Here is a 22,967-nt window from a genome sequence, read left to right as displayed (position 1 = left end):
CATCGCCATTGTCAACATCAGAGATGGTGATGGTGCCTGTTGCGGTCGCAACATCACCGAGATTGCCTTCGGTCACCTTGCCGGTGAACGTAACGTCAACCATAGGCGTGTCTTCGGTGCCTGTAATAGAGATCACTACTTCATGCTCAGTGCCATCTACAGATAAAACGGTAATACTTCTGATGATTGGGTCACTGTCATGATCCAAAGCCTGCACTTCTTCGTGCTCATTATTCAGCTGATAATTCCAGTTACCGAAAGCATCAATTGAGAAAACGCCCCAATGACTATCTTGAACCTCACTCTGTGATTGGAATAACGCTTCACCTGCGTTTCGATCAGTAACACTGAGGTTGCCAGAAGCTTCAAACGTCACGTCTTCTTGAACGACACCTCTATCTTCACCATCAATCAACGCTTCAGTTTCACCAACTTCTGAGGCTGTGAATCGAGAAATATTAAATAGCGTTGTACTTTGCTCTGTCGTCACGCTGGCGGTTTCAAAAAAAGTACTTGCTAGTACTTCTGCCCCCGTTCGTTCAACAGTACCAGAGGCCGTCAAACTTGAACCCGTAAGTTCACCGGCTTCAGTAGCATATTCATCACCTAATTCACTCGGGTCTTGCCCTTTTTCGATGGCCTCTAATATTTTCGCAAGCTTGTCGGTAGAATCCGTTTGAGCTTCACCTCCTGTGCCAGCAATATATACATGCTGAGGTTGGATCTTCCCTTCTACTAATTCAACGACCACTTCTCCCGGTAGCAAGTTTTCTTTAGACGCAAAAGCTTTAGTTTGACCATCTAGGCCGATTACAACATAAGTTTGTGCGGTTAATTTTGATGGTCCAACCAAGAGCTTATACCTCATTTAGTAAATACAAAAATCTCAAAGTCCATAAAACCAAGAAAGTAATAAGACTTATTTTCAAGAAGCGATATACACAATTGGGCGTAAGCTAGCATCAATTAACCCATCTAAAACACGCAATTATCCTATCAATAATTTTCATGTTTTAAATTTGTTTTATTTTGCACCGTAAAAACATATGTTATGCGACCTATTTTTAATATTTTTTAAACTTGTCATTAAATTTTTATTGAAATAGCACATAGCAGCTTATATTCCACAAGCGAAAGTCAGGAGAAAACGTTTGCCCTGGAATATTAGTAATCTTTAATGTTTATTCTTAAAAATAACTGGCGTCAAAATTATTTGGGGAGATTTAAGTGAAGCTAAGTAATATTAGTGTCGCGTGTTTTGGTTTGCTAATACCACTGGTTTCTAGCGCACAAACTTTAGAACAAGCAATAGCTACAACATTTGCAACTAACCCTGATATCAAAAGTGCGTTTAACGAATACATGAGTAGCCGTTATCTTATAGACAAATCGCGTGGAGCATATAAACCTAGCCTCGATATTGACGCAGGTATCGGTTACGAGAGCATTCACCCTTCCAACTCAACAGGTAAGAGTGATACGGAAATGACTCGTAAAGATATGGCAATTAGTCTCACTCAACTGATATGGGATGGTTCAAAAACTTTATATGATATCGATCGTACTTCTGCAGATGCAGAATCTGTACGTTATCAGTTACTTGCAGATGCTCAAAACGTTGCGCTAGAAGTCATCAAAACTTACTTGGATGTTGTAAAAACACAAAAGTTAACTGCGCTTTCAACTAGCAATCTCAACACACATAAGCGGATATATACCGATATTAAAAAACGTACAGAGTCAGGAATTGGCTCAGTTGCAGATCTTAATCAAGTTAAAGCTCGCCTTGCAAAAGCCCAAAGTAACGTCTTAGCCGCGCAAAATAATCATAAAGATGCAAAGACAGCATTCTTTCGCTTAGTTGGCGAAGTTCCAACTAACCTTATTTTTCCGCACGCAGACCAAAACTTCATCCCAAGCTCTCTCGCCGAGGCCAAATCGCAGGCTTTTGACAATCATCCTGTTATAAAAACTGCACTCGCAGACGTAGATTCTGCCAGGTTTCAATACAAACAAGCGAATGCAAACTATTTTCCAGTCATCTCATTTGAAGCGAAACAAAGCTGGAATGACGACGTTGGTGGAGTAAGCGGTCTCAACACTGAAACGCAAGCAATGCTTCGTATGCGATATAATCTTTACAACGGTGGCCAGGACTCAGCGAATAGCGACAGCATGGCCTACCAACTAAACAAAGCGAAAGACCTCAGAGAGCGAGCATACCGAAGTGTAGAGCAAGAGCTTCGCCTTTCTTGGAGCGCTCTTGAGCTGACTAAACAACAAAAGTCTTTTTTAATACAACACGTTGATTCCATGTCAAACACCGTTATTGCATACCAAAAACAATATCGTATTGGAAAGCGCACCCTACTTGATCTGCTGAACACTGAAAACGAGTTGTTTGAATCACGCAAAAACTACTTAGAAACACAATTTGCACAGCAATACGCACAATATCGGACCCTGACTTCAACCGGGCAACTTTTAGACGCATTGCGCGTCGACATACCGGAAGAGTGGACTCAATCGGTGGAGTACTAAATACAATGAAAAAGAATCTTCTAATCACTCTGGCTTTAATCATAATGAGTCATCATAATGCATACGCACAAGATGAGCTAACGTACATTCCTATACCAAAGGCGAATCAGATTGCTGACCTAAATGACTTGGACCAAGATGGTGTGATAAACGCTCGCGATCTTTGCGCAGGCACTCCAATAGGGGCAGAAGTGGACAATGATGGTTGTGAAACCTATTTGCATAAAGAAGAGCAATACCAACTTAAGATTTTATTTGATAATGACTCTGCTCTCATTAACCAAATTTTTAAAAATAAAATAGATGAGTTAGCTGCATTTCTTAAAAAGTATCCAACCACTTCTATAGAGATACAAGGATACGCAAGTAAGGTCGGACGCGCAGACTATAATTTAAACCTATCTCGCCATCGTGCAGAGAATGTACGCAATCTATTGATAAAAAAGGGAATCCAAGGTAACCGCCTTGCAATTATTGCTTTTGGCGACACACAGTTAGCAGAGCCGGGCATGGATCGTGTCAGCCACGCATTAAACCGCCGCGTTACTGCCACTGTTGTCGGTCATCAAGGAATGGTTAAAGATGAGTGGACGATATTCACTACTTTCCCAGAAGTAAAATAAACTTTCCCCCTGCTTATTTACATAGATGAGCGGGGGTTACTTTTCATGTCATTACGCCTAGCTAATTAGATACAACTAATAAAACAAACACTAACATTAATCATAACCCTCTAATATTATAGTAAAAATTAAAAGTGAGCCTTTACTCTCTATTAGTAGTAATATATTAGAGTCAAAATAAAAACCACCAATACTTTTAAATGGGAAGAAGAACAGCCAATCAATAGCACTGAAGGGTTTAAGCTATCACCTTTCCTTCATCATAATATGAAACCAATTTATTATATAACTTTAATACATCAATCATCTATTGAGGAAACATAATAAAACATGACAGAAACATGTCTTCGTAGATTGAGCCAGCTATTAAAACATTACAAACACTCTCAAACGTATCAGGTAAATCTCGACGATTTAGAACTGGTTTTTTCAACCTCTAGACGAAATATATCTAACATACTGAGAATACTGGATAGCTACAATTGGATTCATTGGGAACCAGGTCGTGGCCGTGGGAAAGCCAGTACACTAAAAGTTACGGCAACGATACATCAAGCGCTCTACTTTACGATCCGTCATGAAATCAACAATGGTAGCTTTGATGTTATCTCACGATTACTTGAACATTATCGTAGCACCGCCGTAAACGCACTTAGCCAGGCACTCGCAGAAGTTTCAGAAGAAAACAAAGATTCAAACACACTCATCGTCAGCCAGTATCCTTGGGTAGATGAGCTAAACCCTTCACTGACCTATCGCTTTTCGGAACTGCAGGTAATACGCAGCTTGTATGACACTCTTTTTACCGTTGATCACTACGGTCAATTAAAAAATCACCTCGCTTGTGAGTACAAAAATGAAGGCAGTTGTATATATATTTGGCTCCGCCCTGATATCTACTGTCACGATGGTCTAACATTACAAGCAGAAGATGTCGTACACTCTTTAAATAAGCTCATTACAACCGATGGCCCCGTCCAAAAATTACTTCAGCAAGTCACTCGTATCAGCTTCGATAATGCCAAACAAGCTATCCGTATTGACTTAAAGCAGCCTAATAACTTATTTATTTACTGCTTAGCAACCGCAAATGCGTCTATCACTACTCGACGTCAGAAGAGCTTTAAAGGTCGCAGTATCACAATAGGTACTGGCCCGTTTGTACTTAGACATTGGGATACCGACAAAATAGTACTGAAGAAACATCATAACTATTTCGCAAAAAAGGCATTATTGGAGCAAATAACGCTCTCTCATCAAGGGACTGAGCTGGATCAATACATCAGTTATAACCAGGAAACTGACGATACCGAATGTTATATGATTCAGGCATTTTCTTTTCTAGCACGTAATCGTCGCGCCGAGTGCTCACTAAGCGAGCAAACTTGGCAGCGCCTATTTTCTTTTATCGAGAATCGTAGATTTGAATTTGCCAAAGCGAATGGCTTGGAAACAATGCACATTCTCGATGATAACTCTCATAACGAGAATGTTCCTCAGCTTGAGGGAACGTTGGTCATAACCCATCCAAAGTGGACGATTGATTATTTAAGTAAAGCGAACCAATGGATCGTAGATTTAATCCGTCAAACTGGGTTGCATATAGAATTTGTGGAGCTAACTGACGCTAGTAATCCTCAACTTGTAAAAGAACAAGCCGACTTGCTCTTTGTCGAAGATGTTATTGAGCCACCTTTAACCTATGGAATTTATGAGTGGCTATTAACAGGTACAGGTATTCGATTTTCTCTTCACTCTGATGAATTTGAACAGCACATTAACCACGTACACGATGCAGTCTCAGATACCAAGCCTGAAAAACGTTTGGAGGGAATACTCTCAGAGCTCAGAGCTGATACCACAATCTTACCATTGTTCTGGGGGCAAGAAAAAATCACCAGAGCGAAAGGTGTAAGCGGTGTTCAACTCCGCAAATCTGGGTACAGCGATTTCTACAAACTAAGAGTCAGAGGCGGACAAGACTAATCTGTTAGAAGCTTCTGTTTGCTAATTACTTTTGTAATCTACGATGTGAATTTTCAAAATAATGCTTAATCACACTAAGCGAGCACAAAATTGAACTTACCGACGACTCGACCATCAATGTTGACAGGCTCAAACTGCAAATAATCACGGGCTTTTCCGCCCCACCACTCGTTACCAGTTCGCCCTTTCAAATAAAGCTGAGTCGTTAATAACTCTTTCCCTCCACGCCATAGTTTGACGTGGATGTGGGGAGGTCGAGAGCTGTATGGAACCGGAAATAACGTTTGAAAAAGGTAATTCCCATCTTCGTCAGTTAAAACTGCACCAAAGCCAGCAAAGTGCGCATCAAACTTATCGTTATTTGGTTGCTTAGGATGATCGTAAATCCCCTGCCCATCGCATTGCCAGATTTCTACTTTGATGCCTGAAACTGGGTTTCCAGATGTATCTACGACTTTGCCTTGCAGCACAATAGGTTCACCAAGCAAGCCCTCCGATTGCAGAATCAAGTTTTGACGAAGAGGAATGTCCACCACTGGATAAAATGGCCCTTCTGTTTGTGCTGGCGTTGGCCGCATTGGTGTTTTCGCTTTTAAAGAGGGTGCGAGCAACAATGTCCACAGCGCTAAAAAGTGTCTTCTTTCCATGATGCCACCAATGCAATTGCGTTGAATTAAGTTTGGTGGAACTTGAGGGATTTGCCATGACGAATATAAAAAATGCCCCTGCAAGAGAGTCATTTGCAGAGGCACTGTGGAACTAAATTGAGTGTTGATTGAAGGTTTATGCGGCTTCGAACGCCAATGCTTTCTTCTCTACCTGACGGAAAATGAGAGTTAGCACACCATTTACCGTTAAATAAAATGCACCTGCAATACCAAATACCGTCAACGTATCGTAGGTTTGTGCGTTAATGCGCTGCGCGTAACCCATCAAATCCATGATCGTAATCGTGCTTGCTAGTGACGTACCTTTGAAGACCAAAATCACTTCATTCGAGTATGCCGGAACTGCACGACGAATAGCGTATGGCAACAGCACTTTCAGTGTTGCGGTTTTGTTCATACCTAATGCACGACACGCTTGCCATTGACCGGAAGGAATCGCGTTAAACGCCCCTTTGAACAACTGAGTACTGTACGCCGCGGTATTCAACGCTAGCGCTAACATCGCACAGAACCAAGGTTGGCTTAACCATGTCCAAAATACACTTTCTCTTACAGCATCAAACTGACCCGGACCGTAGTACACCAAGAAGATCTGTACCAACAAAGGCGTACCTGTGAACAAGGTGATGATGCCACGACTTACCCAATGCAAACCCGGAGTACGTAGGATCAGAGTCAGCGTCATCATCAAAGCTAAGAGGCAGCCCACAACCAAGGAAGCGGCGGTCAATTGGAGGCTAGTGCCTAAGCCATCCAGCATTTGCCAAACGTGTTGTTCGTTCATGCGGTTGCCTCCTGTCCCATGCTCATACCTTGAATTGAGAACTTCTTATCAATCAGTTTGACGGCACGTTGTGTAATCAAAGTAATGCCTAAGTAAATCGCCGCAGCGGTCGCGTACCATGTAAACGCTTCATGCGTCGCTGCAGATGTTAGCTGCGCTTGCTTCAACAAATCCGTTACGCCAATCAGTGATACAAGTGCGGTATCTTTCAGCAAAACCAACCATTGGTTAGTTAAACCTGGTAGTGCGTGTCTTACTGCTTGTGGCAAAACAATGCGAACAAAAGCGTGTGCTTGACTGATGCCGAGTGCACTTGCTGCTTCTCTCTGCCCTCTTCCAACGGCTTTCAATGCGCCACGTAGAGTTTGAGAAGCGTAGGAAGCGAAGATCAATGACAACGCCACCACGCCAGACAAGAACGGGCTAACTTCAATAAAGTCGCCGGTGATTAAAAACAGAACCTGCGTCGAACCAAAATAGATAAACAACACGACAAGGATTTCTGGCAAACCGCGTACAATCGTCACAAACGCCGTCATTGGCCATTTAACGAAAACGCGGCGAGACATTTCACCACTGGCGAATACCACTGCCAGAATCAAACCGACTAAAAGGCTTGTGAAGGCTAGCTGGACAGTCATCCAACTAGCTTGAACAAGCGATAAAGAGTAACCCGTTAGTGCCATATTACTTACCGAAGTATTTGTTGTAGATTACGTCGTATTCGCCGTTTGCTTTCACTGTTTTCAGTGCTGTGTTCAGCTTGTTCACTAGCTCGTCGTTACCTTTATTTACTGCGATACCGAAACCGTTACCGAAGTATTTAGGGTTAGTGACGTGCTCACCCACGTAAGCTAGGTTGTCTTCTTTCTTGAACCATTCTGCTACGACTGCTGTGTCACCGAATACAGAATCAATACGGCCATTTTTCATATCGATGAACGCGTCTTGGTAGCTTGAGTAAGGAACCGCGGTTACGCCCGGCATTTGCTCAATCAGGTAGCTTTGGTGTGTTGAACCGTTTTGAACACCAACACGCTTACCTTCTAGTGCTTTTTGATCAGCCACTTTTTCTTTGATAGAAACAAACGCTGCTGAGTTGTCATAGTATGCATTCGTGAAATTCACTTGCTCCAAACGCGCCTCAGTAATGTCCATTGCAGAGATTGCCGCATCGTAGCGCTTGAATTTTAATGCTGGGATCAGGCTGTCAAAAGATTGGTTGTGGAAGGTGCATTTTGCTTCGATTTCTTTACATAGTGCATTCGCCAGATCCACATCAAAACCTTGGATTTGGTTGTTTTCATCCATGTATTCGAATGGGGCGTACGTCGCTTCCATCGCAAATTTGATCTCTTCTTGTGCTGCTGCGTTCGCTGAGACAAGTCCGATTAGTGAAGCTAGTAGAATCTTTTTCATTGCAATACTCCGTGTGTACTTAGTGGGCTGACACTCGCAATGACAGCCGAGCTTATCTGTTAAATAGACTGAACTTTAAATACGTGATTTAGTGATTTAGGTAGTCAGCAAACTGGGCGGTTTGCGGGTTAGAAAACGAATCATTTGTGCCGTGCTCAACGATGTGTCCTTTTTCTAAATACAGTACGTGACTAGCGATTTTCTTGGCGAAATCCACTTCGTGCGTCACAACTACTTGTGTAATTCCGGTTTCGCTTAAATTTTTAATAATCTTAACGACTTGGTTAGTAATTTCCGGATCAAGCGCAGCGGTCGGTTCATCAAAAAGCAAGACTTCCGGTTTCATCATCAATGCACGAGCAATCGCCACACGTTGTTGCTGACCACCAGAAAGTTGCATCGGCCATGCTTCCGCTTTGTCTGCCAAATGCAGCGTCGCAAGAATTTGCATTGCCAGCTTCTTCGCTTCTTCTTTATCCATGCCAGCGACTTTTACCGGAGCCTCAATCAGGTTCTCCATCACTGTCATATGCGGCCATAGGTTGTACTGTTGGAACACCATGCCCACTTTACGACGAAGCGCTAAACCTTGCTTCTCTTTGATTTCAGTTGAAAAGTCGAATGCGTCATTAGCGATGTTTAACTGGCCGTTATCCGCTCCTTCAAGAAGGTTAAGAACACGTAGTAGAGAGCTCTTCCCTGCACCACTCGGACCGAGTAACACCAGTGTTTCGCCGCTTTCACACTTAAAGCTGACATCGTGAAGCACTTGTGTCTCACCGTAGGATTTATTGATTCCGCTTACCTGAATAGTCATGCTGACATACCGCATTAATTGTCACTTGGTATTTATATTACCCAACTGGACTTTTTATGCAATAAAAATGTATAAAAATTTAATTTGTTAATTTTTTGTATGATCAGCTACCACCAAGACAGAGTATCTGACTGGTTTGAAGAGTTAGTTTTAACTGAATTTGTTGAAGAAAAATCCAACAACATGGTGACGACCGAAACAAGGTTAAAATGGTGGTTATTTTTGTGCTGACGTGTAGAGGAAGTTTTGAGTCTATGAGGATGATCTATTCCAAGTACACCCGCTCATTTTTGCACAGCATCCCCTGTTAGTTTTCCTGTAAAGTCCTCTATGGCAGGGTCCTGATTACGACTTCGCGAATGGACTATAATTTCTCTTTGTATCTGACTCTTAATTTGAGTCATCTAAGTATTAATGGGATAACTCCATGTTGAAGTCGCATTGTTTTTCTCTCGTTACACTCATTTCTTTGAGCTTACTTTCTATACCCAGCGTTTGGAGTAGAACATCAATCGTGTTACCTGGATTGCATGAACAGGGTATTGATCTTCAAGATAAGCCTATCTCTGCTGTGGCTACACGTGAGTGGGAACTGGATTATGCTGATATCGTATTCGGCGCTTACGAAAGTAAAAGTCATAATGAGCGTGTACAAGCACTTGGTTACATGTACAACCAAAAACTCGACATGAACTCAAGCTGGCTTGAAAACGATATACGTAACCAAGCAGAACTGAATGGAATTGACTACGAAGATTTCTTTCTCCACTTTTCTGAAGACACTATCCTAGCTGAAGTCGACTCAAGCCATGGTGAAAATACATTACTCAATCGAAAACCGATGATTGTTGGTTATACGGCTAGTGCTGACCACGCCGGTTTTTGGCTATATCAACCACCGCCATGGGATGCTGATGTATTCGGTCAGGCGAATAATGGTGGTGCCCTCTATGTTTATCACTCAGAGAAGTTCGACCGCTTAACTTTTACGTTTTCTCAGTTTGCTCAGGGTGGCAGCTTTACGATTGAATACCCTCCTGCTATCGACTCGTTTGGTCAGGTAACTGAATGGAAAAGCTTCGCGATTAAAAAAGACAAAACTGAGAACATGACTAAAAACCAAACAGTAAGCTGGTCTGTTCCTTTGGATTGGGTTCGCGCTACAACGCATGATGGTAGCGGAAAAACTTATGGTGGCGGTCAGTACTTTGGCTCCACCTTTTTACGCGACGGCGGCCGCCTTTACGTTGCGAAAATTACTTGGCATGACGACAACATAGAAAACCGCCCACGTCTCGAAAACATTCAACTCAAAGATAGCTTCCCTGCCGTCAATATCTCAGGAGCACCAACGGAGACACCTGAAGGTCAAACCATTCAACGCTGGCGTAAAATTCGTGGCTTCGACAAATCTGCAGATCGAAACCAAGACAATTATCTTTCTTGGAATGAATACAAAAACCGTTCGAATAAGAATGCAACGGCACGATTTCGTTGGGAGTCACGGGTTATTCCATTTGGTCGTATGTGGAATCAAACCTCTTCATGGGCATTGACCAATCTCGGTAATCCCGTTTTTACCAATACAATGCGCCACTATTACCAAGCTGAATGGGCGAAACAAGGTTTAAATGGTGCGTACAACGACGACACGAATAAGTTACTCGGTGCAAATCAGTTCTACATATATTCCGGAGGCACAGTGGATGAACTTGGTTTGGTGGCGGGTAGCCAAGCTGCTGACGATGCTTACAAAGCGCAATTCTCGGCGTTCTTGAATAAACTGGCAACGCTGGATGAAGATGCGTTAATTGGCCTCAACATAGGTACGGCAAACTTATTCGGTCGTAATGGGCAAAACCACTTGGTTAACGCTGGCTCCTTGTACTTGCGCGAGCACTACCTTTTCCCTGCTACCGGCTTTAGTGGCTATGCTGGCTTGACTAAATTTTGGGATAACTCTGCACTCGCCAAAGCTGGCCAGAAAGTGATTTATCAAGCGACCACGCGTTATGGTCGCGTTCAATACTTTGGTAACACAGAAAACAATTGGAAACAGGACCAATACTCTGCACTAGCGGTGTTCTACTTAAACTATCACCCTGAGCGCATTTACTTTAATCAGTGGAACAATGGCTACTTATATGGAAGTAATAACACAACAAGTGACAACTTCTGGAAGGCAGGCGTACCAAAGAATATTGCTTATCAACCTAGCGCCTTGCTTGCCGTTGATTTGGGAGAGCCTGCCAATCAAATACCAGAGGGGTATCAGGCGACTCCGCTAATGATGTCCACCAGCACGCCCTATCCTGCCGATTACACGGTGATTGGAGATGCTTCTATGAGCAAAGTGGCTCATCCTGACTTGCCTAATGGCGCTATCGATTTGTTACCAACCCATACGTACTTTGCGTATCACTCAGACGATACGGTGGTGGTGCATGGCCCTACAGAGATGGTGTTAGCCCGCGAATTCACCAAAGGCCGAGTTCTGTATCGAACTGATTTCTTTGGTAAGAATATCGATTATTTCACCTCACCGAAGATGTCAATCGTGCTTCCAGAGCCTATGCGACCTGTAGATCAAGACGGTAACATCGGCGACTATGTTTCTCATATTGAGATTGGCGGCTACGAAGGAGTGTTCTTGCTGTATTAACGCCCTTTAAACCCTTCTCACCAAACACTTCATAAATCGCCGTTTTTATGCTTAACGTCACTGAAAAAAACTTGTTCACTGAATCTTTATAAACCGATGTATATACTGAAGTAAATGACAACGACAAGGAAATTCAGTCACATGAAGACGACACCTTCAATGCTCTCTGTTCTGCTGCTATCAGCATTATCTACTCATGCAAATGCGGACGAATGCGGAAAAATAACCATCGCAGACATGAATTGGAATTCGGCCAACTTAATGGCGCACATCGACCAATTTGTCTTAAATGAAGGCTACCAGTGCGATGCGGAATTGATCCCTGGTGATAGCGTTCCTACAGGCACCTCTATGATTGAAAAGGGACAACCTGACGTTGCGCCAGAGTTATGGACAAACGGCATTAAAGAAGCACTTGATAAAGGGATTGCGGATAAACGCTTGCGTATCGCTGGTGAATCGCTTGTCAATGGCGGTGAAGAAGGGTTTTGGGTTCCCGCCTATCTGGTAAAACAGTATCCAGAGCTCGCGACGATAGAAGGCGTCATCAAGCACGCCAAACTATTTGAACACCCAGAGGATGATGACAAGTTCGCCTTTTATAGCTGCCCTGCTGGTTGGACATGCCAAATCACCTCCGGTCACTTGTTTAATGCATTAGGGTTAAGTGAGCACGGCTTTGAGATGGTTGACCCAGGCTCTGGCGCTGCACTAGCTGGTACCATCGCCAAAGCCTATGATCGCAAAATGCCTTGGTTTGGTTACTACTGGTCACCAACACCCGTATTGGGCAAGTATGATATGGTCAAAGTGGATTTTGGTAGCGGAACAGATTTGGAAGAGTATCGCAACTGTACCACTCAGCCTGATTGCGCTTCACCAAAAGTAACAATGTACCCACCTTCTCCAGTTCGCACAGTAACAACTGAGGCGTTTGCGAGCAAAGAACCCCAAGCATTCGCGTACTTGCAGAAACGCGGATTTACCAACGAGCAAATGAGTGAAATGCTGGCCTGGATGGAAGATAACTACGCGGACGGTGAAGAAGCGATGTTTTACTTCTTTAATACCTACCCTGACTTGTGGAAAGGCTGGGTATCTGAAGACGTCGCGGTGAGAATCGAAAAAGCGCTTTGATGATTAATATTTCGAGTGCCACAAATCATTTAACCTCCCATACCGTTTGAATAAACGGCATGGGAGACTAATCAACGACTCGTTAATACATGGTGTGACCATTCAATGTATCTTTAGGGATCTCTTGCAGAGCGTCCCAATGTTCAACAATCTTCCCATTATGATCAAAACGAAAGAAATCCATCGTCACGTATTCAATATCATTAGGCCATGTTTGGTGAGTGTGTAGTGCCACCAAGTTCCCTTCAGCAATGGCTCGCACAAACGTAATATCTTTATCGGGATACTTATTTTGCATCCGCTCAAAATACTCGATAAAAGCCTCGGGGCCATTTCCAACTAATGGATTGTGCTGGATGTACTCATCACCTACGTAGTCTTCAACTGCCTTTCTTGGGTTACCTCTATAGGCGGTTTCGTAAAACGCAATGGCATTTCTTTTATTCTCTTGCAGATCCATTTTTCTTACCTGTGTTGCTCCATCTTGCGGATAACGGTAATCATAGTCTTTGAACTTCAGAAGTGACCAAACATCGCGCACAAAAAAGGCCGCTAAACAGCAGCCTTCATCACTTCAACTTGGAATCATCGCCTTTCATCGCTTAAACCACACCACCAGCACCGAGCATAGAACGCTCACTGTTCTCCACCAGCAACGCGGTTGCGGTTTGTTTCAGTGTTTCCCATTCTTGGTCTTCGACAAAGATACCATTTTGCCAAGAAGCTTGTTGCGTGCGGCTTAACTCATCACCTTCAATGTGGGTGGTATACCCTTGTGCACTTTTCTCGATATCGAAATCGTTCACGGAGAGCTCGATAACCATACTATGCAAATCCGTATCATGCCCATCAAACTGATCCGAGAAAAAGACTTCTGGTGCGATTCGTCCGCGGTTTAACACATAAAGCGTTCGCTTGGGACTAGAGCCATTGACCCATTGTGCGCGACACGCGATGCCTTTCGCAGAGAGCTTCAACAACTCACTGAAACCCAACCAACGGTTATGACACTGCTTCAACGTAATGGTAATCGACTTACGGTTAATCATTTTCTCAAGTGCGAAATCCAACACAGCGGGTAAATGACACGCTACACTCCCGTTGTGCAGTTCTACCTCTATGCTTGACGGCGTAATGTTGGTCACCGATACGGCGCAGTCTGAATCTAACCCAAGAAATAGACTGGCGTTATTAAAATGACGAACTCCATGTAAGCCAACCATTTGCAAGTCCGCCACCATGTTCGCAATGACATCCGCCTCACCACAGTGACGGCGCATGCCAAGAAATGCCTTATTAACCGCGGCCACCAATTCGTTGTGAGAGACGATCATAATGCAAATCCTCCGTTGATTTTTTGATTGTCACTTTGCGCAATTTCGTCATGCGGCGGCATGCTAGGGAAAATCCATGTGTCTGCCAGTTTAGGGTCGTGAATTTCATCTAACAACGGCGCACCTTGGAAGAAAGTTACTCGAACCCAACGATCCGAGCGTGGATCAAATTTAGTCGCACCAAAGATAGCCAACTTACAGCGCAATAAGTGCATTGGCAGTGCATCTTGGCGTAGCACGTTCATTTGAATATCACCCATTGCTCGGTTGCCTAACGTCCATACGCGACGTGTGATCGAACGGTAAGTCGGATTTTGCAACAGAAACTCTGCTACGGACATTTCTTCATCACAACCAAGCAAAGCGTGGTACAAGCGATTCACTTGTCTGCCGATATCAAGCGGCAGCTCTTTTTCTTCTCCTGCTTCCTCGCCACGAACACCAAGCCTTGGCTCTTCTTTGTCTTGTGAACGATACCAGAACCAATAATTGTTCTCGGCCAGTGAGTAATCCGCATCAATCGCCCAGCGGTATTTGTTTTGCAACACTTCCAGTAAGTCTTGGATCTTTTTCCCGCCCGGAATCGATAACGTTTCATCCGTATTCATTTGGCTAGCAAATTCGTCCACCAAAGATGGGTAGAGTTCGATCAAGCAAGAGGTGAGGATTTCTTGGGCTTCCACACTCATTGTTTTCTTTTGCTCGACCAAACTCGCCCAGTTCGGATGTGATGCCATTAACGTTGTTAGCTCTGATAGCAGTTGTTTGATGTCTGCTATCGCTTGGTGATTGAGCCTATCTTGATGTTCATTGATGGTGATGACTTGCTCTAAATGACGCTGTGCTTTTTGCAGCAATCCTTGCAAAAGAGCATGGAACGACGCTTCACACGGCATCGCAAAGACTCGCGCTACCGCACGCTCGCGAGAGGCCATCCATTGGTCAACAATACACGGGTGATTAATCAAGTATGGAGCCATGCCTAAGCCAGTAGCATTGCCGACACCAAGGTAGCGCTGCAAGCCACGATGCAAAGCCACCGCGTTGTCGCCACCTTGTTGAAGTGCCAGATAGTGCACCCAATCTAGGCTGAATTCACGCAACATATATACGGCACACATTTGCGCACTAAAAGACTGGCTGAAATCTGAGTTATTCTCTAACAGTTTGAAGTCGGCGATACCAAACTTTCCGTTACCATAAACAGCTGTGGTACGCAGGATATAACCCACTTCCGCTAACTCTTTCGGCTCAGGCTGCTCGCCTTGAGAAAGCGCGCTAACAATGTGCTCAAACACGCGCACACTTTTGTTTGCGCGAGCAAGAACAAGTACGTTGTTTGGATTACGTCCCGCTTCTTGCAGCGGTACATTTTCTCGCAATCTTTCCAACAAGGTAACATCAACATCGCCTTGAACCAGTGCAAATGTGACGTCCCACTTTTCAGCAATTACGCGATCATTACGCTCGTCGTCGGCAATTTCATCACAGAATACCACCAAATGATAAACGTGCTCTGGCGTGGTCAATTTGTAAATCACATGACCATAACCACGAGGACAAAGCTGCCACTCATGCTTGGTTACTTGCCAGTTTTGGCTTGCCATATTACGAATCAGACTGCGAACAAAGCTGATTCGGTTTTGGTGCATTGCGCCAAGCCTTTCGGCTGCCATGACAATCGCTGCATCGCGCATAGTTGCTTCCGTATAAGTAGAACGATGTGCATCCATTTTGCTCACCACCTATTTGTTATTGTAAGAATACTAGGGTTTGTGCGGATGCAGGAGGAAAACACCCGCACAAGCTCCACGTTGTTTGAATTAGATAATTGTTATAGCCCTTGCTCTTTCGCCATTTTGATTGCGATTTGCGGCGCATTCCAAAGTGACGGTAACAGAATCAACGAAACCGGAACCGCGGTAATCACAATGAAAGATTGCAGTGCAGAGATGCCACCAGAGCCAAGAGAAATCAGGATTAGTGCCGTCACACCCATCATTACTCCCCAGAAGGTACGGATGATCGCATTCGGCTCCGTTTCACCACTGATCACGACACTGATTGTGTAGGTCATTGAGTCGCCCGTCGTGACGATGAAGATCGTGGTTAAAATCAGAAATAGAATTGAAGTCAGCATTGGCATTGGTAGTTGCTGAGTCACTGCAAGCAAAGCACCTGGCAAGTTAAAGCCCTCAAACGCCGCACTCACGCTACCCGGTTCAGCAATTTCAAACGCAAGGCCTGAGCCGCCCACAATCGTGAACCAAAAACAAGTGGTTAACGGAGCCACAATACTGATGGTGGAAATAACTTGGCGAATAGTGCGACCACGGGAAATACGCGCAATAAAGATTGCCATCATCGGACCATAACCCAGGAACCAGCCCCAGAAAAATACTGTCCACCAACTTAGCCAACCTTCGTCACCGCGATAGGTCGCCATTGGGATAAAGTTATCCAGCATGCTCCCTACACCTTGAATATATCCGTTAAAGATAAAATTCGTCGGACCAAAAAATAGGATGTAAACCATCAATGCAATTGCCAGAATCACGTTGTAACGACTAAGCAGTTGCATGCCTCGGCTTAATCCACTGAGTGCTGACAAGGTGTAAAGCGCAATCGCAAACAAGATGATGATAAGCTGAGTGGTAAAGCCATCAGGAATATCAAACAGCGCATTTAACGCGTAGCTAACCTGCAAGCCTAGAAACCCAATGGGCCCGATGGTGCCCGCGGCTACCGCGATAATGCAGCACGCGTCAATCAATGCACCGAGTTGGCCTTTAAGTGCTCGTTCACCCAAGACTGGGTAAAGCAAAATACGGGGTTTTAGTGGTAAACCTTTGTCGTAATGTAGGTGCATCACCACGATGGAAGTTAAGCTACCTACAATCGCCCAAGCTAGAAAGCCCCAGTGCATAAAGGATTGTGACAACGCATTCACCGCACCTTGCTGCGGGTTATCTTGCGCGCCGTACAAAGGGGGTGGGCTAACGTAATGCGCGATAGGCTCAGCCGCGGCCCAGAAAACACCACCACCAGCCAATAAGGTACAGAAAATAATCGCCATCCAGCGGAAAGAATCCATTTCTGGTTTTGCAATCCCGCCCAACATCACCTTGCCTGTTCGCCCTGCAGCCAAGCCAAGACCAATAAGAAAAGTGAGAAGCAGCAGTAACTGCCAGTATGGACCAAACACCTGAACTGCCCAGCTAAAACCGGCGTTAACGATCGTAGATAACAGCTCGCCGTCATAAAGTGCAATAGCAACGAACAACGCGATGAAACCACCGCTATACCAAAAGGCCGGGTTATTCAGTCCTAATTTGTCCGTCGTGTTTTCTGTTGTTGATGTGTTGTGTTTTGCTTTTGACTTGCCCGATGACACGCTCATCGTGGAAGCTTTCATGCTATTGGTTAAATCAGACATACTCTGGCTCCAGAGGTTCTTTGCAGCAGCCAAAGACTGGCTACAAATGTGAGTTTTACGCCTGCCGTATTGTTATTATGTGGGCAGGCGGTTCCTACTTTGGGGAATGCTATGAAATAGGCTCTAATCCTTCTTTAAGGAAGTTGAACCAGTTTTCACCCAATATTTTTCCAGCCTCAGATTCACTGAATCCGTGACCCATTAATCCGTTATAGATGTTCTCCATCCCTGCACTGCCGCAGAACCATGGCAGCGCATCTGGCCATCCCGAGTTACTTGCTGAACCTTCGCCGTAATCCATCGCTTTTGACCAACGCCCGTTGCGCATCCACTCCAATACTTGTTGCGGTTGGTTTAAGCACAGATCACTACCGATGCCTAAATGGTCGACGCCAAACATGTCTGCGGTTTTCGCTACCATCTGGCAGAAATCATCCAGCGTGCACTGGCTGCCATTTGGTAAATGGAACGGATATAAACTGAATCCAATCAAACCACCGCGCTCCGTCAGTGCTTTGATCACGGTGTTGGACTTGTTGCGCAGTGCGTCATGCGCAAACGTCGGGTTAGCATGGCTGATACAAATTGGACGCGAAGAGAGCTCGATAGCTTCCAACGTCGAACGCTCCGCGCTGTGGGACATATCAATGATCATCCCGACTCGGTTCATCTCTTCAATCGCTTGCTTACCAAAGCGAGTTACGCCGGAATCGTTTGGTTCGTAACAACCTGTCGCCAGTAAGCTTTGGTTGTTGTAGGTCAGTTGCATGATCAGCAGACCTTGGCGGCGCATCACTTCAATCAGACCAATTTCATCATCGATAGGTGAGCAATTTTGCGCGCCGAAGAAGATGCCGACTTTGCCTTCTGCTTTGGCTTTTTCTACATCTGCCATTGAATAAATAGGCATGATGAGGTCCGCATTTTGCTCGAAGCGCAAGTTCCACTCAGCAAAACGCGTTAAGGTTTCGCGCGCAGTTTCGTGGTAGACGATGGTGGCATGAACGGCGGTAATGCCACTCGCCTTAAGCGTTTGGAAATACTCTCGATCCCAATTGCAGTACTGCAATCCGTCAATCACAATCCGTTGTTGGTACATAACCACTCCTTAAACAATTTCTTAGCCTTTTCGTGCTGGCAGCTGACACCATCAGCTACCCTGCTGTTCTTAGTAAGGGCGCTGATAAGCGGTTTTCACCACGGTGTAGAACTCTTTGGCGTACTGACCTTGCTCACGAGGGCCAAAGCTAGATTCTTTACGGCCACCAAATGGCACGTGATAATCTGTACCCGCAGTTGGCAAGTTAACCATGACGCAGCCCGTTTGGACTTGCTGTTTGAAGATCGCGCTATTGCGCAGGCTTTGCGTGATAATGCCGCCTGTCAGGCCAAAGCGCGTATCGTTCGCGACTGCAATTGCCTCATCCAGATCAGAAACGCGAATCACGCTCGCCATTGGCGCAAAGACTTCTTCTTGGTTCACTTCCCAGCCATTCTGTGTATTTAAAAACAGAGTTGGTGACATGTAGTAACCGTCATGCTCTAGGCTCAGACGCTCACCACCGAAAGCCAGCTCCGCGCCTGCTTGGCGTGCGTTTTCGATCCACTCAAAGTTCGCATTCAGCTGGTTACCATCAACAACAGGGCCCATGAATACGCCCTCTTCTAGAGCGTGACCCACTTTAAGTTCACTCATGCGTTTGATTAGCGCCTCAACATACGCGTCGTGAATTCCGTCCATAACCACAAGACGAGAAGACGCGGTGCACTTTTGACCTGCACCCGAGAATGAGCCTGCGATTGTCGCTTCGACAGCAATCTGAATGTCTGCATCATCTGCCACTACGAGCGCATTTTTGCTACCCATCTCTAGCTGACAACGCACAAAATTTGGTGCCGTTGCCGCTGCAACTTTACGGCCAGTGCCCACAGAACCAGTGAAGCTCACGCCGTTCACTTCCTTCGAATTAATAAGGGTATTACCGACTTGCGAACCGCTACCCAAAACGAGGTTAAACGTGCCGGCAGGTAAACCTTGGCGATGGATAATCTCTGTCAGCGCAACGGCACTTGCTGGGGTTAGGTTGGCAGGCTTCCAGACGACGCTGTTGCCAAACGCAAGTGCTGGCGCGATTTTCCAAGCCGCTGTTGCTGTTGGAAAGTTCCAAGGAGAGATAATGGCGATAACGCCGACGGCTTCACGAGTAACTTCAACGGAGACACCTGGACGGACGGAAGCAGCGCTATCGCCAATTTGACGCAGAACCTCAGCAGCAAAGTATTGGAAGAATTGGCCAGCACGGTATATCTCACCTCGACCTTCAGCAAATGGCTTACCTTCTTCACGCGAAAGCAAGGTGCCCAATTCGTCACATCGTGCAATGAGCTCATCACCAATCGCTTGTAGCACTGCTTGCTTGCGCTCGATTGGTGTTTTTTCCCACTCTGGCTGCGCTGATTTAGCCGCTTGAATCGCTTGCTCTACTTGCGACACATTCGCTTGTGCGAAATCGCCAATGTTTTCGCTGATATCAGAAGGGTTAATATTGGCGATGGTGTCCATGCCCGATTGCCATTCACCTGCTATATAGAGGGATTTTTCTGCTTGAACATTGTTAATAAAAGTCATGGTTCTTTCCTTGTTCTTCCGATTTGTGATGGCAAGCCACTCACTCACTGATCTCTAATTATTCTTATTGGATTTATTCTGGTTGGCTTGCCGACGCGTAGACAACAAACTCCACCAACATCTCTTCTCGCGCTAACCCTGCAACCACCATGGCGGCGCGATTTGGGTACGGCGCTTCAAAATATTCCGCGTACACTTGGTTAACGGTCTTTAAGTATTCTCTGTCAGTCACATAAATCAGGACCTGCAACACCGAGTCCAAAGACTCCCCTGCACACTCCAGGGTGTGAATGAGATTGTTAAAGGTTTGACGTGTTTGTGCTTCGATACCGCCTTCCACAACCGCGCCTGTGTCATCAATAGGAATTTGAGCCGTATACAGGGTTCCGTTGTTGACTATCGCCCATTCAAGCGGCGCTTTAGAAGCAAATAGACTGGTTTTAACTGGGTGTTTTTTAGTAGGAGTATTCACGTGCCTTTCAACCTTTGTAACAGCTTTGTTTCAATATGGTTAAATGATGCACATTGACAGGCGATAAATCTAACGGTAAATTTTTGACATTTGATAAATTAAACTTATCACTCTGTTTAAAATAACGTAAATAAAGGGATTAAGAGGCATTAGGGATGAGTATTAAGCTTCAACAATTAATGCATTTTGTGATGGTAGTCGAGGAAGGAGGCTTTCGAGCCGCTTCACATCGTGCAAATCGTTCTCAGGCGGCACTGTCAACATCGATAAAAGAGCTTGAAAAAATTCTAGGGCAAACGCTGTTTGAACCCGGAAACAAAACCAAATTGACCCCGTTTGGTGAAATTTGTCTTCCCAAAGTGGTTCAGTTTCTCAATATCTACAGTGCACTAGACAACGATCTCAAAGCAGCCGCTGCCGGACAGCAAGGGAGAGTGCGAATTGCGAGCGTTCCTTCTGTTGCAGCGAAGCTCATTCCTAGCGTGTTGGGCGCCTTTTGCGAACAGTATCCAAATGTAGAAGTAAGCTTGATAGACGATAATGCCGCTGGCGTCGAGGCTCGCCTACTCTCCGGTGAAGTCGACTTAGCGCTCGGTAACCCCTCTCACCTCGATGAGGGCGGCATTGACTTTACACCGCTGTTAGCCGATCCAATAGGCGTGGTGTGTTTAAAGGACAACCCTATTGCGAGTCATCCAGAAGGAATCGAGTGGCAAACTTTGTTGGAACAACCCTTTATCCGTAACGGCACTTGTACACTTCTCGATCCAACCCCAGCAAGAGCTCTGAGTCAGCAAGCGCTCTATTCGGTCGAAAATATTACTTCGCTGTTTTCTGTCTTAGAACTTGGGATTGGTGTCACGACCCTACCGAAGCTTGCTTTCCCAACCAATGAAACACGCTTGGTTTGGATTCCGCTTATCGATCCACCACTTGAAAGGCAAATTGGTATATTTACGTTAACCGATCGCACGATCTCGCCTCAAGCTAAAGCATTTCACGATCTTTGTGTGCATTATTTAAACTATCAAAAAGAAGATAAATAATGGTTCGATTAACATGCGGATAATTGAAAGCCTCCATATTCAGAGTGGAGGCTAATTTGTATTTGTGTAGTCGCTTCGTTTTATTTTTTGCGACGATTTCGGTTCTTATACACCACGCAAAAGTTACCACGCTTGGTACGACACTTTGAGCAACGTTCGCAATCTACTGGTGCGCGATTGCCTTCTTTCCAACGTTTGATCAACTGCGGCTCAGCCAATAAAGGGCGTGACACAGCAAAAAATTGGATATCTGTGTTTTCTGCAATTTTCTCAATCGCATCAATGTCGCTCAGCCCGCCGACAGTAATCACCGGTATGCTAACATCCTGACTGATCACGTGACCATATTCGTGAAAGTAACCTTCTTCTTGTAGTGTGTAACCATCGAACGTTTGACCAACAAGTTCGTTTGCTTTGCCGTGAACATTGCCAGATACGATGATCGCATCAACGCCTACTTCTTCAAGTTTCTTACAGACGACGCGAGTTTCATCGAACGTTAAACCGCCGTCAAAGAACTCAGTTGCCGTCAGTTTAACGAGGATGGGAAATTCGCTTCCAACCAGCTTTCTGGTTTCAGAATAAATTTCTAAAAGAAAGCGCATGCGATTTTCTAAGCCACCACCATATTCGTCTTCGCGACGATTATAGTACGGGCTTAAAAACTGGTTAATTAAATAAGTGTGCGCCGCATGAATCTCTACGCCGTCAAAACCAGCGTCTTGAGCACGTTTGCTCGCCAATGCGAATGCCTTTACGATGTAGTCGATTTCGTCCTTTGTCATCGCTTTGCCTTGCGTATTTGTACCACGCTCAGGCACGTCACTCGGAGCGAAGATGACACGCTCACCGACGTTATGGGTGGTTTTGGTGCCACCGTAAGCAATTTGCATCACGATTTTAGAATCTTGTTGATGTACTAGCTCTGTTAGCTTTTTGTATTCTTCAATAAAAGAGTCGTTGTAGATCCCCATCATACCTGCGTTGGGTTTCTCTTCTTCAACGATATTGGCATAACCCGTAACAATAAGCCCAACTTCCCCTTTCGCAAGCGTTTCGTAAATATCGTAAAGCTTTGCCGTCATATGACCATCTTCGGTCGCCATGTTCTCCCACGTTGCGCTTCTCACAAAACGGTTCTTTAGGGTCATGTTGCCAATGCGGGCTTCGGAAAACAAAATGCTCAAAACCAGTCCTCTTAAAGTTGTCTTTATGTTTTATCTGTTCGCAAGTAAACAAGAACGAAAAAGGAACAGCGATACACGATGTATGGCTGTTCCTTCTCTGAATCCTTGAGACCTGCAAACTACAGGCGCACCTTAATGCCTCGGAGACGACAAAACTTTAATCTGGGTTAATGTTTAGTGAGTTTTTAGACTATGTAAAAGGATGATTCTTAATCGTGTTCATTTC

General features: G+C 44.9%; 20 protein-coding genes. 6 read left to right on the top strand and 14 right to left on the bottom strand.

The window, feature by feature from the left end:
* Positions 1-853: VCBS domain-containing protein (locus R7M92_RS22570; RefSeq protein WP_318134358.1), on the bottom strand; the 853-nt coding region annotated here is incomplete at its 3' end.
* Between the two features lie 374 nt (positions 854-1,227).
* Here R7M92_RS22570 and R7M92_RS22565 point away from each other — a divergent pair.
* From R7M92_RS22565 to R7M92_RS22555, 3 genes are all read left to right on the top strand, one after another.
* Entirely contained in the window at positions 1,228-2,541 is a 1,314-nt protein-coding gene (locus tag R7M92_RS22565) for a TolC family outer membrane protein (RefSeq protein ID WP_318134354.1), read from the top strand.
* A gap of 5 nt (positions 2,542-2,546) precedes the next feature.
* A complete protein-coding gene (locus tag R7M92_RS22560) occupies positions 2,547-3,164 on the top strand; it encodes an OmpA family protein (protein ID WP_213869714.1) in 618 nt (205 codons plus the stop codon).
* A 330-nt stretch (positions 3,165-3,494) separates the two neighbouring features.
* Positions 3,495-5,150, top strand: a complete 1,656-nt coding sequence (locus tag R7M92_RS22555; protein ID WP_318134352.1) for an ABC transporter substrate-binding protein — start codon at positions 3,495-3,497, stop codon at positions 5,148-5,150.
* A gap of 74 nt (positions 5,151-5,224) precedes the next feature.
* On the opposite strand, the gene R7M92_RS22550 is transcribed toward R7M92_RS22555, so the two are convergent.
* The 5 genes from R7M92_RS22550 to artP all read right to left on the bottom strand — a co-directional run bounded on the left by R7M92_RS22550 (position 5,225) and on the right by artP (position 8,838).
* Entirely contained in the window at positions 5,225-5,797 is a 573-nt protein-coding gene (locus R7M92_RS22550) for a protocatechuate 3,4-dioxygenase (RefSeq protein WP_318134351.1), read from the bottom strand.
* Positions 5,798-5,933: 136 nt separating this feature from the next.
* Positions 5,934-6,602, bottom strand: coding sequence for an arginine ABC transporter permease ArtM (artM, locus tag R7M92_RS22545; protein ID WP_005388569.1), 669 nt, complete (start codon positions 6,600-6,602; stop codon positions 5,934-5,936).
* Complete coding sequence (gene artQ / locus R7M92_RS22540) at positions 6,599-7,288, bottom strand: arginine ABC transporter permease ArtQ (RefSeq protein ID WP_005388570.1); 690 nt, start codon at positions 7,286-7,288, stop codon at positions 6,599-6,601. The genes artM and artQ overlap by 4 nt, the downstream gene beginning before the upstream one ends.
* Before the next feature lies 1 nt (position 7,289).
* On the bottom strand, positions 7,290-8,021 hold the full coding sequence (locus R7M92_RS22535; RefSeq protein WP_085568965.1) for an arginine ABC transporter substrate-binding protein: 732 nt from the start codon (positions 8,019-8,021) through the stop codon (positions 7,290-7,292).
* 88 nt (positions 8,022-8,109) lie between these two features.
* Positions 8,110-8,838, bottom strand: coding sequence for an arginine ABC transporter ATP-binding protein ArtP (gene artP, locus R7M92_RS22530; RefSeq protein ID WP_318134349.1), 729 nt, complete (start codon positions 8,836-8,838; stop codon positions 8,110-8,112).
* Between the two features lie 427 nt (positions 8,839-9,265).
* Here artP and R7M92_RS22525 point away from each other — a divergent pair, with 427 nt between their 5' ends.
* Positions 9,266-11,500 (top strand): hypothetical protein, encoded by a 2,235-nt coding sequence (locus tag R7M92_RS22525; protein ID WP_318134347.1) that lies wholly within the window; start codon positions 9,266-9,268, stop codon positions 11,498-11,500.
* Positions 11,501-11,641: 141 nt separating this feature from the next.
* The gene (locus R7M92_RS22520; RefSeq protein WP_262591046.1) at positions 11,642-12,637 is read left to right on the top strand and encodes an ABC transporter substrate-binding protein; all 996 of its coding nucleotides are present in this window, start codon (positions 11,642-11,644) and stop codon (positions 12,635-12,637) included.
* An 82-nt stretch (positions 12,638-12,719) separates the two neighbouring features.
* Here the strand turns inward: R7M92_RS22520 and R7M92_RS22515 are convergent, their stop codons facing one another.
* The 7 genes from R7M92_RS22515 to R7M92_RS22485 all read right to left on the bottom strand — a co-directional run bounded on the left by R7M92_RS22515 (position 12,720) and on the right by R7M92_RS22485 (position 20,508).
* Positions 12,720-13,097 (bottom strand): nuclear transport factor 2 family protein, encoded by a 378-nt coding sequence (locus R7M92_RS22515; RefSeq protein WP_318134361.1) that lies wholly within the window; start codon positions 13,095-13,097, stop codon positions 12,720-12,722.
* A gap of 142 nt (positions 13,098-13,239) precedes the next feature.
* Positions 13,240-13,971: a DUF3726 domain-containing protein gene (locus tag R7M92_RS22510; RefSeq protein WP_171342552.1), complete on the bottom strand. Its 732-nt coding sequence runs from the start codon at positions 13,969-13,971 to the stop codon at positions 13,240-13,242.
* On the bottom strand, positions 13,968-15,704 hold the full coding sequence (locus tag R7M92_RS22505) for a hypothetical protein (protein ID WP_318134344.1): 1,737 nt from the start codon (positions 15,702-15,704) through the stop codon (positions 13,968-13,970). The genes R7M92_RS22510 and R7M92_RS22505 overlap by 4 nt, the downstream gene beginning before the upstream one ends.
* 101 nt (positions 15,705-15,805) lie before the next feature.
* On the bottom strand, positions 15,806-17,407 hold the full coding sequence (locus tag R7M92_RS22500; protein WP_318134342.1) for a BCCT family transporter: 1,602 nt from the start codon (positions 17,405-17,407) through the stop codon (positions 15,806-15,808).
* A gap of 109 nt (positions 17,408-17,516) precedes the next feature.
* Positions 17,517-18,506: a membrane dipeptidase gene (locus tag R7M92_RS22495; protein ID WP_130545570.1), complete on the bottom strand. Its 990-nt coding sequence runs from the start codon at positions 18,504-18,506 to the stop codon at positions 17,517-17,519.
* Positions 18,507-18,575: 69 nt separating this feature from the next.
* Positions 18,576-20,036, bottom strand: coding sequence for an aldehyde dehydrogenase family protein (locus R7M92_RS22490; RefSeq protein WP_318134341.1), 1,461 nt, complete (start codon positions 20,034-20,036; stop codon positions 18,576-18,578).
* A gap of 73 nt (positions 20,037-20,109) precedes the next feature.
* Positions 20,110-20,508 (bottom strand): RidA family protein, encoded by a 399-nt coding sequence (locus tag R7M92_RS22485; RefSeq protein ID WP_005375789.1) that lies wholly within the window; start codon positions 20,506-20,508, stop codon positions 20,110-20,112.
* A 155-nt stretch (positions 20,509-20,663) separates the two neighbouring features.
* Here R7M92_RS22485 and R7M92_RS22480 point away from each other — a divergent pair, with 155 nt between their 5' ends.
* On the top strand, positions 20,664-21,554 hold the full coding sequence (locus tag R7M92_RS22480) for a LysR family transcriptional regulator (RefSeq protein WP_005375788.1): 891 nt from the start codon (positions 20,664-20,666) through the stop codon (positions 21,552-21,554).
* A gap of 80 nt (positions 21,555-21,634) precedes the next feature.
* On the opposite strand, the gene R7M92_RS22475 is transcribed toward R7M92_RS22480, so the two are convergent.
* Positions 21,635-22,741 (bottom strand): NADH:flavin oxidoreductase, encoded by a 1,107-nt coding sequence (locus R7M92_RS22475; protein ID WP_086047323.1) that lies wholly within the window; start codon positions 22,739-22,741, stop codon positions 21,635-21,637.
* Positions 22,742-22,967: the final 226 nt, after the last annotated feature.

The organism is Vibrio sp. Vb2880, assembly GCF_033337975.1.
GTDB classification, from domain to species: domain Bacteria; phylum Pseudomonadota; class Gammaproteobacteria; order Enterobacterales; family Vibrionaceae; genus Vibrio; species Vibrio alginolyticus.
Note: the sequence above shows the minus strand (reverse complement) of the source record. Positions and strands in the feature narration are given on the sequence as shown.